Here is a 14,821-nt window from a genome sequence, read left to right on the forward strand (position 1 = left end):
GCTCTGCATTTTCACGGGCTGGCGACCGTTCCCCTGGGGGAGCTGCATTAAGGCCGGGGGCCGAAGCCCCCTGCTCATACCTTGACCAGTTCGATGCTCTGGTTGTTGGCGCAGAAGTGTTTCTTCAGCGCCCGAAAGGATGACCACTGCGGGGTGAAGCAGGAATATTGCATGGGGTACTTCTCGCGCAGCTCCTTCTGCCTCCGCTTCGGCAGCCGTTCAAACTCGGCCCGCTGTTTGCCGGAGAGGATGCTGTGCCGCTGCTCCTGCAGGAAGCGGCGGCGCACCTCGCAGTCCTCGGCCATCCACTGGCCCCGGAACTCGCCGCCGATATAGACCATGATCTTGTTTTGATACACGCTCACCCGCTCCAAGATCAGGGTGATGTCGTATCCGTCCACCTTCAGCTCCACCGGATGGAAGAAGTGGGTCAGGGCCTCCTCCGCCTGCTTCCATTCCTCTTTCGTCATCGGGCATCACCTCCCATTCAGCCGTGCGTGGCCTCGAAGTTCTCAATGGCCCATCTGTTCCCGGTTGCATAGACCGCCTGCCGGGTGCGCTCGGCGGGGCCAGCGCCGCGCTGAGGCGGGCCGTCCATCCGCAGCTGCTCCGGCAGCTTCTCCACAACGGACACCACCCTGGCGTCGCCGAACTTCTCCAGATAGGTGGCGATGTCCTCCTTGATGCCGATGGCCTGGCCGGACGGCGCGTTCACCTGGATCGTGATGGTCAGCACTTTCTTCCCCTCCTTCGGCGGGCCTCGTCCTCCAGCCCGCACCGCGACGGGTGGTTTTGGCAGGCGTTGGCGCACCGTCTGTCGCAGTCGGCGCAGCAGCGGCTCGCCTGCACCTTGTCGCAATAGAAGATCGTGCAAAACCGCCCGGTGTAGCTCCGTCCGCCTTTCGGGGCTTTACTCATCGCCGCGCCCTCCCGTCACGCTGCAGCGCGGGCAGCTCTGCGGGATCTCCACCGTGGCCTCGGCTCCGGGGGCAAGGGTGCCGGAGAAAATGACCTGGCCGCACTCCGAGCAGGCGATGCAGATGCCGGGCAGGTCGCCGTCCTCGCTGCCGCCGTCCATGCCGATGAGATAGCTGGCCGGGGCCAGCCGGTGGGGAAGCGGGGTTTCGTGCAGCTGGATCTGCGGCTCCCTGGCCTCTGGATGGGGAAGCGGCTCCAGCCCATACAGCTGTTCCCTGGTTACACCGAACACCTGCTCCAGAGCGACCATCACTTTGCAGGCTGGCTCCCGTTTGCAGCATTCATAAGCCTGAATTGCGTCAAAGCTGCACCTCAGCCTTTCTGCCAGCTCCTCTTGCGTCCAGCCCTTTTCCTTGCGGAGCGTTTGGATATTCTGCGCGAGAATGGTTTTTTCCTTCATCGGTAGCCCTCCTGTTTCTTTTGGAGCCGGATGTCCCGGCCCTTGAACTGCACCGCTGCGTACATCCCCGCCAGGCGGGAATACACCCGGCTGCTGTAAGTTCGCTCGATCTCCTGCAGTCCCAGGTTGGTGTTGATGATCGTGGGCTTGCCCGTGTTCAGGCGGTGGTTGACCAGGTCATAGACCTCCGCCTGCGTGTAACGGGTCACCAGCTCGGTGCCCAGGTCGTCGATCACCAGCAGGTCGCACCCGAAGATGACCTCCCGGAACTCCAGCGCCGCATCGTCCTTCTGGAACTTCCCCAGCTCCAGCTGATCCATCAGGTGCGGCGCGGACACATACATGACCAGGTGGCCCGCCTTGGCCACTCCCTCGGCGATGGCCAGGGAGAGGTGGGTCTTGCCCAGCCCCGGTGCCCCTGTGAACAGCAGGCTCTGGCTCTGGCCGCCGAACTCCCGGACATACCGCTGGCTGCTCTCCACCACCTTCCGCATGGTGGGCCGCAGCCGCTCGTCGTAGTAGCGCAGCTCGAAGTTCTCAAAGCTGCACTCCCGCGCCGGGGACACATCGCACAGCTGCTCATACACCAGCTGGTTGAGGATTACCTGGCGGCACTCGCACATCTGGCCGCCCTCTGCCACGCCACGGTCTCTGCAGCGTGGGCAGGTATAGGCTGGCTCCAGGTCGGCCTCTGTCACGCCTGCGGCGGCCAGAGCCGCCGCCCGGCGCGCCTGGGCCTCACGGATCGCCGCCTCCGTCCCGCTGGTGTCCTCGTCGGGGTTTAGGCTGGCCCGCGCCCGCTGTGCGTACAGCAGCGCCAGCTCCCGCCCTGTGGCCTGGATCTCCGGGTATTGCTCATCCAGGGCCAGCATCGCCCGCCCGTGGCGCGCCTGTGCGGTCTGGCGGCGGGCGGCCAGGATCTCGTCGGCCCGCTTGGATAGTTTCTTGGGATAGCGCATCAAACCGCCTCCACGATTTGTTCCTCCGCGCAGCGGCGCTGGAGGACGGCCAGGGTGTCCTTCACCTGCTGGTGCGGTATGCCCAGCTTCCTGGCGATCTCGCCCCTGCCGTAGCCCTCGGTGGTCAGCCGAAGCACTGCCTTCTCGGTGCCCGTCAGCCCGGAAGCCAGGCTGCACATCAGCATCTCGAAAACGGCCTGTTCCTCGGCACCGCTGCTGCCGGGCAGCAGGTCATAGAGCGTGACGGCCTCCAAACCGTCCAGATCGGCGTCCAGGCTTGCGGCCTGGCCCCGCCGCATGGCGCGGTTTTCATACCGCAGCTGGTTGCCCATGGCCCCGCGCATCTTTACCTTGGCAATCGTAGGGAAGGCCCACCTGCGTACCTGCGGGACGCGAAACCAGCAGCGCACGGCGGTCAGGTAGCCGAACACCAGCACATCCCACCACTTGTCCGGGTCGAGTCCGTTGACCTTCAGGTGAAGGTCGATCAGCCCGCAGTGCTCTGCGGCGAACTCCTGCTCCTCTCTGGTCAGGGCGGCGTGGTCAGACACGGCTGGCCCCTCCTTTCCGCGCTCTATGGCTTGCCTCACTCTGCATTTTCACGGGCTTGTGACCGTTCCCCCTTGGGGGAGCTGCATTAAGGCCGGGGCCGAAGCCCCAGGCGTTCATTCACTCCTGACTTGAAATTCCTCCGGGAAGCTGTACACATCAATGTGGCTGTGGATCTCCACCGTCCCGTCCTCCAGCCCCTCGCCGTACCCCTTCCGGTAGCCCTTCTCGTACACCCGGCTGAAATTCCTCTGCACCCTGACTTCCTTCCCCAGCGCAAACCCGAAGCAGACCAGGAGGATGACCAGCGGCAGGATCAGCGCCTCGCCCCCGATGGCCGCCGGGCGGCCATGGATGATCTCAAACCCCAGCCGGATAAACGCCCCGGCGAGAAGCCCTGCGGAAAAGCCCAAAATCAAGTGCAGCAGTTTACTGACCTTTTTCATGTTCGCTCCCTCCTCATACCAGGCCGATGCCCATGGTGCGGGCCATGGCATACAGCCCATCATAGCTGATGTCCTCGTTGTTCACTGCGTTGTTGTAGACATTCACCGCGCCCCGGATGCCCCACTTCGACTGGCTGATGCCGTGCAGGAAGTTCAGCTCCTTCTTCCGGCCCTCCTCGGCCAGCTTGGGGAACAGCTTCGCCACATCCTCCTCGGTGACCTTTCGGGTGCTGTAGTAGCGATTCATGCGGATGCGGGAGAAGAGCTGGGCAAACCGCGCCTCCTGCTTGCCCACCATCCGGGTGTAGACCTCCGTGTTGCCGATCAGCGCGATGCCCACGCCCTGCTGCCCCGTGATGGGGTTGGCGTCCGCCCAGGTGCGGATCTCCTCCAGGGAGCGCAGCTGCAGGTGCTGGGCCTCGTCAATGATGATGACCTTGTTCGTGCCCTCCAGCTTCTCCCGGATGGCCAGCGTCAGATCCAGCTTGCTCCGGGTTTCCGGCACCTTCAGCGCCCGCGCCAGCACCTTCAGCAGGTTGGCCAGGGTGCCCGTGCTGGGCGTGGCCTGGATATAGACGCTGGCCGTGGGGTTTTCCCGGACAAAACGCTCGGCCCCCTTGGTCTTGCCGATCCCCGCATCCCCGTGGATGATGACCATGCCCTTCTCCAGCTGGCAGTAGCGGATGAGCTTATACACATCCTCCGAGATGGAGGTGGGGATATACTCCTGGGTGGGGCGGTAGGGCAGGGCCTTCTCGGTGCTGGCCTCCTGCTCCTCCTGGGTGCGGAAGAACTCCATCAGCTTGTTCTCCAGCTCCCCGATGTTCCCGTTGTCGTACATACTGCGGCGGTACTGGCTCAGCGCCGTCTGGCTGATCCCCATGAGCGGGGCGGCTTTGGCCTGGCTGATGTTCTTTTCCTTCAGGAACTGCTCCACCCGTGCCTGCAGTGCGCTGTTGTATTCCTTACTCATGCTCGGCTCCTCCATTTCGTTTCAGTGCGTTTCGATTCATCGTGTCCAGATCCGGCCCGCCTGCCACCGCCTTCAGCAGCGGCTCCTCGTCAGGCCGCTGGAGCGCCAGCACCCTCGGATCGGCGGGCGGGATGATCCGTGCGACCTTGCTCTCGTGGGTGGCCTCCATGACCAGCTCCAGCGCCGTGTGCCGCCCGAAGGCTGGGAAGGTGCTGACCTTCTTGGCCTCCTTGGTGATGCGCTCCATGCGCCGCACCTTGGCCATGGCCTCCTTGACCTCCTCCTTGCTGGCCCCGTAGGTCAGCACCGCCGTGTTGTCGGCGGGGACGCTCATAATGAAGCGGTCTTGCAGGTCGTACACCCGCACCTCGCTCAGATCGTCCGGGTCGTAGCGGTAATAGACCTGCTGGCCCAGGTAGTTGAACACCAGATCGTCGTTCCAGTAGTCGATGCGCTGGCCCGCGATGTCCAGGTGTACGCCCCGGCGTGTGACCTTCTGCGCGCGGCTGCTCCGCATCAGCATCAGGTTTAAGTCCTCGGCGCTGGCCACCCGCTTGGTGTGCAGGTTTTCGTTGTAGACCTGCTGGCGGGGCTTGCCGTGGTCTTTGGCCACCGCGCCGCCGTAGGGTTGCTGGTTGAAATACCAGTCCAGCAGCTCCTCCACCGTTTCCACCAGGGTGGAGTCCAGCGGGATCCTGCCGTCCTTCAGAATGAACTTCAGGCTCTCCGGCTTCTCCAGCACATTGCCTCCGGTGAAGGTGTCGAACAGGCGGGAGAGGTGGTCTTTCACATCCCGGAAGCGCCGCTCGATGATCTTTGCCTTTGCGTTCCGCACAATGGCGTTTGTCATGTGGATGCCCAGCCGCTCGAATACCGGGGGCGGCTCAAACCGCTCCTGGCCGTCCTTCGGCTTCTTCTTCCGGTGGCCCAGGCCGCCCACATCGTAGGTCAGGAACTCGCGGCCATTGTCCACATAGATGTTCTCCGGGATGCCGTATTTCAGAATGCCGCGCCGCAGCGCGATCAGGGTTGACTGGCTGCTGGGGGCGTTGGTGACAAAGCATCCGGTGAAGATGCCCGACCGGGCATCAAAGAAGGCCGTCAGATACAGGCGGTGGCGCTGGCCGTTCTCGCCCTCGGTGATGATGTCGAAGGTGTGGTTGTCGGCGATCCACCACTCGTTGCTCCGCATATCGTCGTAGACACGCCGGATATACGGGGCGCAGCGGTCGCGGAAGGCTTTCTCACCCTCACGGCCCAGCACCTTCAGCGGCTCCGGGATGTCGGCCTGCGCCCTGCGGTAGAAGGTCGTGTAGCTCGGCATATCCCCCACCAGCTCCGGGAAGCTCGTTTGCATCTCCAGCTTAGTGTACTCATAGCACTTTTTCAGGGGGTGCTGCCGCTCATCCAGGAAGAAGTACAGGAATGCCTGCCACATGGGATCCGGTATGCTGCTCCGGCCCTTCTTCCACTTGCCCCGCTTGTCGATCAGGCCGTCCAGGTCGTTGGCCCGCATTGCGTTCCAGCGGCGGTATAGGGTATCCACGGATATGGCCCGCTCCGGGTATTCCAGCTTGCACCACTGCACGAAGCGCGCGTCCACCTCTGTCTTGTTGGCCCCCGGCTTGTTCCGGTAGTCCTGCCACCGCTTCACCAGCCGGAGCCAGAAGGCGATCTCCTCCTGCTCATCAGCGGAATAGGTGTCCAGCGGCTTGGCCGCCTTCGGTTTTGCCTTTTCCGGCAGGCTGGCCTCCGGCAGGCTGGCCTCCGGCAGGCTGGCGCGGAGCTGGCTGTAATACTTCTCCTGCAGGTCAGGGGTCAGATCGTTCAGGCTGAAAAAGTATTCCGGGGAATTGAACTTGTTCAAAGTCCTTTCGGCGGGGATTTTCCCATTTTCGGCCCAGCGGCGGATCGTGCGCTCGGTTTTACCCGTCAGCGCCGCCACTTCCTGCGAACTCAATGTGACCGCCATTCCCTTCACCTGCCTTTCATAACCTGCCATCGTCAGTGCAGGGAGGTTATCCCCTGCAGACCGCCCTTGCCGGGCGGTTTCGGCTCATTGGCTTATGTGTTCTCCAGGTAGTTCAAAAGCGCTTCAAAAACCGCTTTAACCTCCGGGGTCTCCGGCTCCTGATCCCACCCCCGGTCGTAGCTCACCAGCGCGGGTGCCCGGCCCTGGCCCGCTGGCCAGATGTACAGCTTGCTGACTCGGCCCCCATTGATCCCGAACTCGGACGGCTCTCTATATACCTTGGCTTCCCATTCGTAGCCGCCCTCAATGGTACCGGACATCCAGCCGTTCTGCTGTCCCATCGCCGTGATCTTCATACTGCTTCCCCTTTCGCTTCAGTGAATATCTCTTCTGTTTTACAATGTAATGCCTTTGCAATTTCTCTGGCACGGAGGTGGCTGGTCATCTTGGTCGATCCATCCTCCAGGCGGTAAATTGCATTTACCGGAAGTCCCGCTTCTACCGCCAGCCGATAAGGTGTCATGTTTCGCTTTTCTCTCTGACGCTGGAGTTCCGCCGCATTTACCCTGAGTAGCATTATCGCCCCTCCTTTTGTTTCCGTTTGTATATGTTATGCACCCATTATAATGTTTCCATTTGTATATGTCAAGCGTTTTTCTCGTTTCTCTGTTTACATTTGTATATATTTCTGCTATGCTTGTTTTTCAGAGAGAAGGTGTACTTGTATGAATAAAAAAAGTGCGATGGGACAGCGTATCCAAGAGCTGAGAAAAGCTGCTGGGTTAACTCAGGAACAGCTGGCACAGCGAATCGGTGTAAGCATGGCGGCAGTTCGCAACTATGAAAACGGCCTGCGGGAGCCGAACTCAAAAGCGATGGCTGCTCTGGAGCGCTTTTTTAAAGTAAGTGGGGAATATCTCCGGTGTGAGATAGACCGTGAAACATTCCTTCAAAACAGTGCCGTAATTCAGGATCGCTTGGATGGTCTGGTGGGTCTGTTCCAGACTTTCAAGCTGGACTTTGACTGCAGCTCCCAGGAGCGGCAGATGCTGGCCGTTTCCATCCTGTCCGGGGTGATGGAAACTGTGACCATCCAGCTGCTCCACGATGACGGCCCCGCTGATCTGGATGGGGAGCAGTTCGCGCAGATCTTCCAGGCCGCCTTCGCATTGAATCCGCAAGGACGCACTGAGTTGGCGAAGCGGGCCGCCGAGCTGACACAGTTGGAGCAGTACAAAAGGGAGAAATAGCATGAAGATAATGAGTGCCGATGAATGGAAACATGAGCTGGATCAAAAAATAGCGGAAGAAAAAAAGACTGAAGCTGATTGGAAGTTACTAACTAAGGCACAACAATTTGAAAAAACAAACATAAAAAAAGCTATTGCGATTTACGAAGGCTTTGTAAGCGAATTGGCGCATTATCCTCTCCCGTATCTTCGGCTGCCCATCATCTATCGAAAAGAAAAAGACTATCAAAATGAAGTTCGTGTGTTGCAGGCCGCTCTACTTGTGTTTGCCCGTGATAATGATGAGAGAAACTATTCTGATGCGGCCAAAAGACTGGATAAGGCATGGGCACTGCTGACATCTTTACCTTTGTAATGTATCGGATAGGTCTATTCATGTAAGGCTTTTGTCAGAAAATCACAAATTCCGTTATACTTTCGGTGTTGCCGTGCCCTCTTAAACGCCGCCTTTTAAGAGCCTCTTAAAAACCGCTTGTCCGGCCCTTTTAGCCCGGACATTCTGGCCCGGACATTTTCAGGGCCGAGTGCCCGCAAAGCCCCTATTTCCGGGGTGCGGACACCAATTTGGAGCGCGGACACATTTTGTCCGGGCTGTCCGGGCCTTTCAACAAAGAAAAAGACCTTTCAAGCAGGGGAGAAGCCGCTCGGTGCGCGCCCCGCTTAAAAGGTCTTTTTTGTGTTCTTAAAACCCCGCAAGCCCCCGCCGCGCCGTGCTTTTCGCCCTCTCGCCGTGCCTGCCGCCCTGTCCGCTTAAACGCCCTTAAAAGGGCCTCTTAAAACCCCGCCGCCTGACCGCCTCCCTGGTGGCCTGGTTGGGGTAAAAAACAAAAAAAGAAATTGCAATCCCATTTTCACAGGACTACAATTTCTTGCTTGATTTTTTACACTTCTACCGCTTGAATACCTTGATTTTAGGCCAGTTCCCGTGTTTTTTCGGGATATTTCACATCAAACCCTTTGACCGGCCTACATTTCTCAACTATCCTGAAAACTTACACCTGGGCTGCCAATTCCCTGCGTGCCCGCGGCATCGGGTTCGTCGCCTCGGAAAGTGATGCCGAGCTGATCGCGGGCAGCACCGGCGGCAAGGAGCTGCCCCCCATCCACATGGCCATTCTGCCTTACGTGGTCATTGTCGTTTTGAAGCTGGCCCTCGCCAACGCCATGAGCGCTTCCGACAGCATTTGTACTGCCATGGGGGCCGGTATCATTGTTCTGATTCTCACAAATTACAAATATCTGAAGGGACATATCGTACAGGACTTTGTCAACGGGTGGCTCTCCAGCATCAATCCCCTGCTTCTGACCGCCGCTCTGATGGGCTTTGCCGCTGTGGTCAAAATTTGTCCCGGGTTTGAGTATTTCATGAAGTTTGCCATGCTGATGGCCGACAAAATGAACCCCTACATCTCCGCCGTTATCGTCACCAATGTGTTCTCCGGCATCACCGGCGCTTCTCTCAGCGGCACCCAAATCTTCTGCAGCACCATGGCTGACCAGTTTATGGCTCTGGGCACGGTCAACGCCCAGGCGCTCTATAAGGTCGTGGGCATGGCGGCCATGGGAATGGACACTCTGCCCCACTGCCCCACCTTCGTGATGGAGGCCCAGGTTTGCGGCGTCACCACCAAGGAGTCTTATCCCTATGTTATGGTCATGACCGTAATTACCCCAATCGTTCTGGCGCTGGTCGCTGCCGGTATGGCAATCGTTGGGCTGATCTGATTCGATCAACGCGGCGGTGAAGCCGACATAAGTGGAAAGGGTCAGCGCCCATCAATATGGCCGCCGGCCCTCTTTCCATCTTCCCCATTTCAAACTATTTTTCACGACACGGCGCGCACGGCCCCGGCGGGAGACGCGCGGCCCTCGAGACAGAAAGGAAGCGGAATCATGGCAAAAGTTATGACGGCAAAAGAAGCAATCGCAGCCTACTTCTACGATGGCGCGACCGTTACCTTCGGCGGGTTTGCCAATGGGCTAATGCATCCGGAGGAGATCATGACGGCGCTGGAGGAGGCCGCGCGGCAGGGACACCCGAGGGATCTGACGGTCGTTTACGCCTCGGGCCAGGGTGACAGCGCCGACCGCGGTCTGAACCATCTGGCGGTGGCGGGCCTGTGCAAAACCGTGATCGGCGGGCACTGGGGCTTGGCGCCCAAGCTGGGCAGATTGGCCGCGGAAAATAAGCTGGCCGCATACAACCTGCCCCAGGGCGTCATTTCCGAACTATTCCGCGAAATCGCGGCGAAACGTCCCGGCGTCATAACGCATGTCGGCCTGGACACCTTCGTGGACCCCCGCCTGGAGGGGGGAAAGATCAACCAGGCGGCCCGGGACGCGGGCGATCTGGTCAAGCTCATTGAACTTCAGGGTGAGCAGAAGCTGTTTTACCCTTCCTTCCCGATCCACATCGCGGTGATTCGCGCAACCTATGCCGATTGTCACGGCAACTGCACCTTTGAAAAAGAGGGCGCCTATGCCGAGGCGCTTGCCCAGGCCCAGGCCGCCCACAATTCCGGCGGCAAAGTCATCGTTCAGGTGGAAAAGGTGGTCTCTCACGGCTGCCTGGACGCCCGGCTGGTCCGCATACCCGGAATCTATGTGGACGCGCTGGTGGTGGGAAGTCCTGAAAATCACATGCAGACCTTCGGGACCCGTTACGACCCCGCCTTCTCGGGAGAGGTCCGCATACCCCTGGATGCCCTGGCCCCCCTCCCCATGGGCGAACGTAAGATCATCGCCCGACGGGCCGCCATGGAGCTGGTCCCCCATGCCGTTACAAACCTGGGGATCGGCATGCCGGAAGGTGTGGCCGCTGTGGCCGCTGAGGAGGGCATGGAGGGCATGGTCCTTACCACCGAAGTGGGCGGCATCGGAGGCGTCCCCGCCGGGGGGAAGGATTTCGGCGCGTCTACCAATGTGGATTGTATCCTGGAGCAGCCCACGCAGTTCGACTTTTATGACGGCGGCGGTCTGGACGTGGCCTTTCTGGGCCTGGCCCAAATGGACAGGAGCGGAAACATCAATGTCAGCAAGTTTGGGCCCAAGATCGCGGGCTGCGGCGGGTTTATCAACATCACGCAGAACGCCAAGAAAGTCGTCTACTGCGGGACTTTTACCGCCGGCGGGCTAAAGATCGCGGTAGGGGAGGGCCGTCTGGTCATCCAACAGGAGGGCAAGGTCAAAAAACTGATCGATCGGGTCGAACAGGTCACTTTTGCCGGAGCCTATGCCGTCAGGCACGGACAGCCCGTCCTCTATGTCACCGAACGGGCCGTTTTTGAGCTGACCGCCGACGGTGTGGAGCTGAAGGAGGTGGCCCCCGGAATCGACATCCAGAGGGATATTCTCAGCCAGATGGACTTTACCCCCATTCTAAAAGACGTCAAGACAATGGACGCGCGTATCTTCCGGGAGGAGCGCATGGGTCTTGTCCATTAGACCGGCCCGACGCCTTTGCCCTGTAAAACAGAGAGAACACCCTATTGAAATATCAGGAGGTCTGCTTCATGACGATCCAGGAAATAACGCTGGGCAACTGCGCCAGCACAACCAAAACCGTCACCGAGACGGATGTCTATCTCTTTGCCGGCATTACCGGAGACTTAAACCCCGCCCACACCAATGAGGTCTCGGCCAGCCAGACCCCCTTCGGCGGCCGGATCGCCCACGGTATCCTGGGCGCCGGCTTCATTTCGGCAGTCCTGGGCATGAAGCTGCCCGGCCCCGGGACCATCTACCTCGGCCAGGAATTGAAGTTTACCAGGCCCGTCCATATTGGAGACACCGTCACGGCGACCTGCACGGTCCGTGAGATCATACCGGAAAAGAACATCGTCAAATTTGACACGGTCTGTACCAATCAGCGGGATGAAATCGTCATCCAGGGAATGGCCACCGTTATGCCGCCGAAGGCATGACCGGCAGCCGCGCCAAACCGTCACGCAAGGCGGGCGTATCTCATCGATGAGATACGCCCGCCTTGCACCGTCTCTCCGCCAAAATTCACGGCTGGGCACGCCCCATGCCATTGGCCCTGCCGGTCTCTCCCCCAGTTTGTGTTTGGACGCCGCCCAGCTCAAGCCGTTCCAACATCGGATCTGCCTTCTTCAAGGCCCTTTCGGCGCATCTGTTCCACCAGGTTCTGGTAGAGGATGCCAAAAGCAATGGGCTTGGAGATGTGGGCGTTCATCCCGACTTCCGTGGTGGCTGCGATGTCCTCGGCAAAGGCGTTGGCGGTGACCGCGAGAATGGAGACGCTGCGCCCTTCTTCGACCGCATAGCTGCGGGCCAGGGTGCGGCCCACCTGCTGGGCGTTTTCCAGCCGCTTGTTTTGCAGGATATCCAGATTGGCGATTGCCAGGAGCAAAAACACCAGAAGCATCAGGCCATAAAACCGGTTCTGAGCCCCAAAATTATTGTCGTTTTGACTCTCTTCATGCTTCTCACGTCACCCTTCCGCTTATCGGACAGGGGCCGCTCACTATCCCGGGCCATTGGCCGTCGGGGACATCAGCCCCTGCAGCGTGCGCAGCAACTCCCGCATATCCAGGGGCTTGGCCGCGTGGGCGTTCATGCCGCACTGGATGCAGCGCTGGATGTCCTCGGAAAAGGCATCCGCCGTCATGGCGATGATGGGTATGTCCGCGTCCGGGCGGTCACAAGCGCGGATGGCCCTCGTGGCCTCATAGCCATCCATCATCGGCATCCGCAGGTCCATTAGCACCGCGTCATACCAGCCCGGCTCGGACGCCTGGAACTTCTCCAGGCAGATTCGACCGTTTTCCGCCCAGGTCAGCTCAAATCCATAGGGGGCAAGCAGCTCACGGGCGATTTCCCAATTCAGTTCATTGTCCTCCGCTACCAGAAGCCGCCTGCCGGTATAGTCCGCCCCGGCCTCCTGGTCGGCCTCGTTCTTGGCCTCCGCCCCTTCCTTGAAGCGGCTGAGCCCATAGTACAGCGTGGACTTGAACAGCGGCTTGGAGAGAAAGCCGCTGACCCCTGCAGCCCGGGCCTCCGCCTCGATGCTGCCCCAATCATAGGCGGAGATGATCAGGATGGGAACGTCTTCCCCAATCTTCTCCCGCATCCTTCGTGCAGTCTCGATGCCGTCCATACCGGGCATCTGCCAGTCCAGGAGCACGATGTGGTAATCCCGCGCCTCCGCATGGCGGCGCTCCGCCATCTCAATGGCAGAGGAGCCGTCCAGCGTCCAGTCTGCCCGCAGTCCGATCTCTTGCAGTGCGTCGGCGGCGCTGATGCAGAGCCGCTCGTCGTCGTCCACCACCAGGATGTCCCAGGCGGGCAGGAGCATCTCCTCCTCCCGCTCTTCGAATCGCTCCAGATCCAGCGTCACATGGAACTGGCTGCCCTTGTTCAGCTCGCTCTGCACCTCGATGGTGCCGTCCATGGCGTCTACGATGTACTTGGTGATGGCCATGCCCAAACCGCTGCCCTCGATCTTGTGGACCCGTTTGTTGTCCTCCCGCACAAAAGACTCAAAAATCCGGCTCTGGAATTCTGGGGACATGCCGATGCCGGTGTCCTCGACCAAGAAGTGGGTGCGGATGTATCCCTCCCCTTTTGGAGAGGGCTCTTGGCTCAGCGTCACATGAATTTGGCCGCCGGCAGGCGTGAATTTCAGCGCATTGGAGAGCAGGTTGATCAGGACCTGGTTGAGGCGCACGCCGTCACAGTAGACTCGCTCCTCCCGGATGTCCTGGATGAAGATGTCAAATACCTGCTTTTTCGCGCTGATTTGGGGCTGTACTATACTGACGATGCCGTCCATGACCTCCCGCAGGGAGATGAGCTCCATGTCCAGCGTCAGCTTGCCGCTTTCGATCTTGGACATGTCCAGCACATCGTTGATGAGGCCCAGCAAATGCCGGCTGGAGAGCGTGATCTTCCGCAGGCAGTCCTTCACCTGGTCCGGTTTATCGATATTTTTGGTGGCGATGGCCGTCATGCCCACAATGGCATTCATGGGGGTGCGGATGTCGTGGCTCATATTGGACAGGAATTCGCTCTTGGCCCGGTTGGCGTGCTCCGCCTTCTGCTTTGTCTTGTCCAGCTCCGCCATCTGCTGCCGGGAGAAGCGGAAATAGACCAGAAAGATCGCCAGCATTGCCAGCATGATAATACTGCACCCGGCCAGGGCAGTCCACACGCGCTGATTGCCCAGGGTAGCCAGCGCCTCGTCCAGAACGCCGCGGGGCATGACCGTGACCATGGTCCACTCCGTATTGGGCAGGGGCACGCAATAGACGTGGCCCGCCTCGCCGCCGATGGACACCACCATGCTGAACTCTGTGCGGGCCTCTACGGCCTGCCGCAGCTCCGCCATCGTGTCGTCGATGTCCTCCAGGCCGTAGTTCCGACCGTTTTCCCTGATCCAGTCGTAGCAGTTATCGGATGCGATGTCCGCATTCTCTACCACAAAGGTACCGTCGGACCGGATGATATGGGTGAAGATCAGGGTGCTGTCCACCCCCAGGGAAAGGGCGTTGTTGATCTGGTCGATGGGAAGGCCCACCACCAGGGCGGTACACCTCTGTCCGCCGGACATGGGGTAGCCCACATCGTTGGGATAGCCCACGGAGATACCATAGAGCAGCATCGTCTCTCCGCCGGCCGTGGTCCCCAGGGTCACCAGCTTGTCGCCGTTGTTCATGTCGGCCAGGAAAATCTCCTTGTCCTCCACCGTCACATCCTCGCCATAGAGGACCTCGGCCTCTCCCTCGATGCTGTAGAGCGCCAAGTGGATAAAGCCCCGGTACGCGGCCGCTCTCTCGAACCGCTCTCTGGTCGTCTGATCCAGGGTGGTCACGCTCTCCGGTGGTATTGCCTGGACGATCCCCCCCACCTGAATCAGGCGCATATCCACCATTGTCTCAAAATGGCGCTGAATCTGGGTGCTCATACCCTCCATATAGGTATCCACCACCCGGTTCAGGGCCGCGTTGTTCTGCCTGACCATAAAGCTGGTAATCGCCGAAAACACGCCGATGCACAGGGCCAGAAGACCGATAAAACTGACCCATAAAAACCGAATGATCTTCTTATTCATGCCCCTTCCCCTTCCTTTGTCCGCACCGTCCCGCTCCGGCGGCGGAAACAGAATGATGCCCTTCCTCCGGTACGGCATTGCGGCAGAACGTGCCGCATCAGATTGCGCCGTTTTTCAACGTCGAGGGACTTGGAGAAACGGGCGTCCATCCCCGCCCTCCGGCGTCCGCACCTCCGCCGGCCCCTACAGCGCTGTGTTTTATCTGCCGATCGCGCCGATAGC

Annotated in this window: 18 protein-coding genes and 1 other RNA gene; 5 read left to right on the plus strand and 14 right to left on the minus strand. The window is 59.9% G+C overall.

What is annotated here, in order from left to right; translation table 11 throughout:
- Positions 1 to 74: 74 nt before the first annotated feature.
- The 12 genes from ABUA09_RS04675 to ABUA09_RS04730 all read right to left on the minus strand — a co-directional run bounded on the left by ABUA09_RS04675 (position 75) and on the right by ABUA09_RS04730 (position 6,854).
- Positions 75 to 470, minus strand: coding sequence for a hypothetical protein (locus ABUA09_RS04675; RefSeq protein ID WP_349949157.1), 396 nt, complete (start codon positions 468 to 470; stop codon positions 75 to 77).
- A 17-nt stretch (positions 471 to 487) separates the two neighbouring features.
- A complete protein-coding gene (locus ABUA09_RS04680) occupies positions 488 to 736 on the minus strand; it encodes a hypothetical protein (RefSeq protein WP_349949158.1) in 249 nt (82 codons plus the stop codon).
- Positions 730 to 918: a hypothetical protein gene (locus ABUA09_RS04685; RefSeq protein WP_349949160.1), complete on the minus strand. Its 189-nt coding sequence runs from the start codon at positions 916 to 918 to the stop codon at positions 730 to 732. Before ABUA09_RS04685 ends, ABUA09_RS04680 begins: the two co-directional genes overlap by 7 nt.
- Positions 911 to 1,378 carry a helix-turn-helix domain-containing protein gene (locus ABUA09_RS04690; RefSeq protein WP_349949162.1) on the minus strand — a complete coding sequence of 156 codons (468 nt, stop codon included), beginning with the start codon at positions 1,376 to 1,378 and terminating at the stop codon, positions 911 to 913. The genes ABUA09_RS04685 and ABUA09_RS04690 overlap by 8 nt, the downstream gene beginning before the upstream one ends.
- On the minus strand, positions 1,375 to 2,337 hold the full coding sequence (locus tag ABUA09_RS04695; protein ID WP_349949163.1) for an ATP-binding protein: 963 nt from the start codon (positions 2,335 to 2,337) through the stop codon (positions 1,375 to 1,377). Before ABUA09_RS04695 ends, ABUA09_RS04690 begins: the two co-directional genes overlap by 4 nt.
- Positions 2,337 to 2,888, minus strand: a complete 552-nt coding sequence (locus ABUA09_RS04700; protein WP_349949165.1) for a helix-turn-helix domain-containing protein — start codon at positions 2,886 to 2,888, stop codon at positions 2,337 to 2,339. Before ABUA09_RS04700 ends, ABUA09_RS04695 begins: the two co-directional genes overlap by 1 nt.
- A gap of 114 nt (positions 2,889 to 3,002) precedes the next feature.
- Entirely contained in the window at positions 3,003 to 3,332 is a 330-nt protein-coding gene (locus ABUA09_RS04705; protein ID WP_349949167.1) for a hypothetical protein, read from the minus strand.
- A 13-nt stretch (positions 3,333 to 3,345) separates the two neighbouring features.
- Positions 3,346 to 4,305, minus strand: coding sequence for an AAA family ATPase (locus ABUA09_RS04710; protein ID WP_349949169.1), 960 nt, complete (start codon positions 4,303 to 4,305; stop codon positions 3,346 to 3,348).
- A complete protein-coding gene (locus ABUA09_RS04715) occupies positions 4,298 to 6,277 on the minus strand; it encodes a Mu transposase C-terminal domain-containing protein (RefSeq protein WP_349949170.1) in 1,980 nt (659 codons plus the stop codon). Before ABUA09_RS04715 ends, ABUA09_RS04710 begins: the two co-directional genes overlap by 8 nt.
- Before the next feature lie 17 nt (positions 6,278 to 6,294).
- Positions 6,295 to 6,362, minus strand: an RNA gene (locus ABUA09_RS04720) — hammerhead ribozyme type II.
- A 7-nt stretch (positions 6,363 to 6,369) separates the two neighbouring features.
- On the minus strand, positions 6,370 to 6,633 hold the full coding sequence (locus ABUA09_RS04725; RefSeq protein WP_349949171.1) for a DUF7678 domain-containing protein: 264 nt from the start codon (positions 6,631 to 6,633) through the stop codon (positions 6,370 to 6,372).
- Positions 6,630 to 6,854, minus strand: a complete 225-nt coding sequence (locus tag ABUA09_RS04730) for a helix-turn-helix domain-containing protein (protein ID WP_349949172.1) — start codon at positions 6,852 to 6,854, stop codon at positions 6,630 to 6,632. Before ABUA09_RS04730 ends, ABUA09_RS04725 begins: the two co-directional genes overlap by 4 nt.
- Positions 6,855 to 7,002: 148 nt before the next feature.
- Here ABUA09_RS04730 and ABUA09_RS04735 point away from each other — a divergent pair, with 148 nt between their 5' ends.
- The 5 genes from ABUA09_RS04735 (at position 7,003) to ABUA09_RS04755 (ending at position 11,450) form a co-directional block, all read left to right on the plus strand.
- Positions 7,003 to 7,527 (plus strand): helix-turn-helix domain-containing protein, encoded by a 525-nt coding sequence (locus ABUA09_RS04735; protein ID WP_349949173.1) that lies wholly within the window; start codon positions 7,003 to 7,005, stop codon positions 7,525 to 7,527.
- A gap of 1 nt (position 7,528) precedes the next feature.
- Positions 7,529 to 7,882 (plus strand): hypothetical protein, encoded by a 354-nt coding sequence (locus ABUA09_RS04740; RefSeq protein WP_349949175.1) that lies wholly within the window; start codon positions 7,529 to 7,531, stop codon positions 7,880 to 7,882.
- 602 nt (positions 7,883 to 8,484) lie between these two features.
- Positions 8,485 to 9,252: a hypothetical protein gene (locus ABUA09_RS04745; protein WP_349949176.1), complete on the plus strand. Its 768-nt coding sequence runs from the start codon at positions 8,485 to 8,487 to the stop codon at positions 9,250 to 9,252.
- Between the two features lie 168 nt (positions 9,253 to 9,420).
- Positions 9,421 to 10,971: an acyl CoA:acetate/3-ketoacid CoA transferase gene (locus tag ABUA09_RS04750; protein WP_033118542.1), complete on the plus strand. Its 1,551-nt coding sequence runs from the start codon at positions 9,421 to 9,423 to the stop codon at positions 10,969 to 10,971.
- A gap of 68 nt (positions 10,972 to 11,039) precedes the next feature.
- Positions 11,040 to 11,450 carry a MaoC family dehydratase gene (locus ABUA09_RS04755; RefSeq protein WP_033118541.1) on the plus strand — a complete coding sequence of 137 codons (411 nt, stop codon included), beginning with the start codon at positions 11,040 to 11,042 and terminating at the stop codon, positions 11,448 to 11,450.
- A 158-nt stretch (positions 11,451 to 11,608) separates the two neighbouring features.
- Here ABUA09_RS04755 and ABUA09_RS04760 read toward each other — a convergent pair whose 3' ends face one another.
- A complete protein-coding gene (locus ABUA09_RS04760; RefSeq protein WP_227152113.1) occupies positions 11,609 to 11,914 on the minus strand; it encodes a response regulator in 306 nt (101 codons plus the stop codon).
- 99 nt (positions 11,915 to 12,013) lie between these two features.
- A complete protein-coding gene (locus tag ABUA09_RS04765) occupies positions 12,014 to 14,599 on the minus strand; it encodes a response regulator (RefSeq protein WP_227152112.1) in 2,586 nt (861 codons plus the stop codon).
- Positions 14,600 to 14,821: the final 222 nt, after the last annotated feature.

The organism is Intestinimonas sp. RTP31139st1_F5_RTP31139_211217 (assembly GCF_040226735.1).
In the GTDB taxonomy this organism is placed as follows: Bacteria; Bacillota; Clostridia; order Oscillospirales; family Oscillospiraceae; genus Intestinimonas; species Intestinimonas butyriciproducens.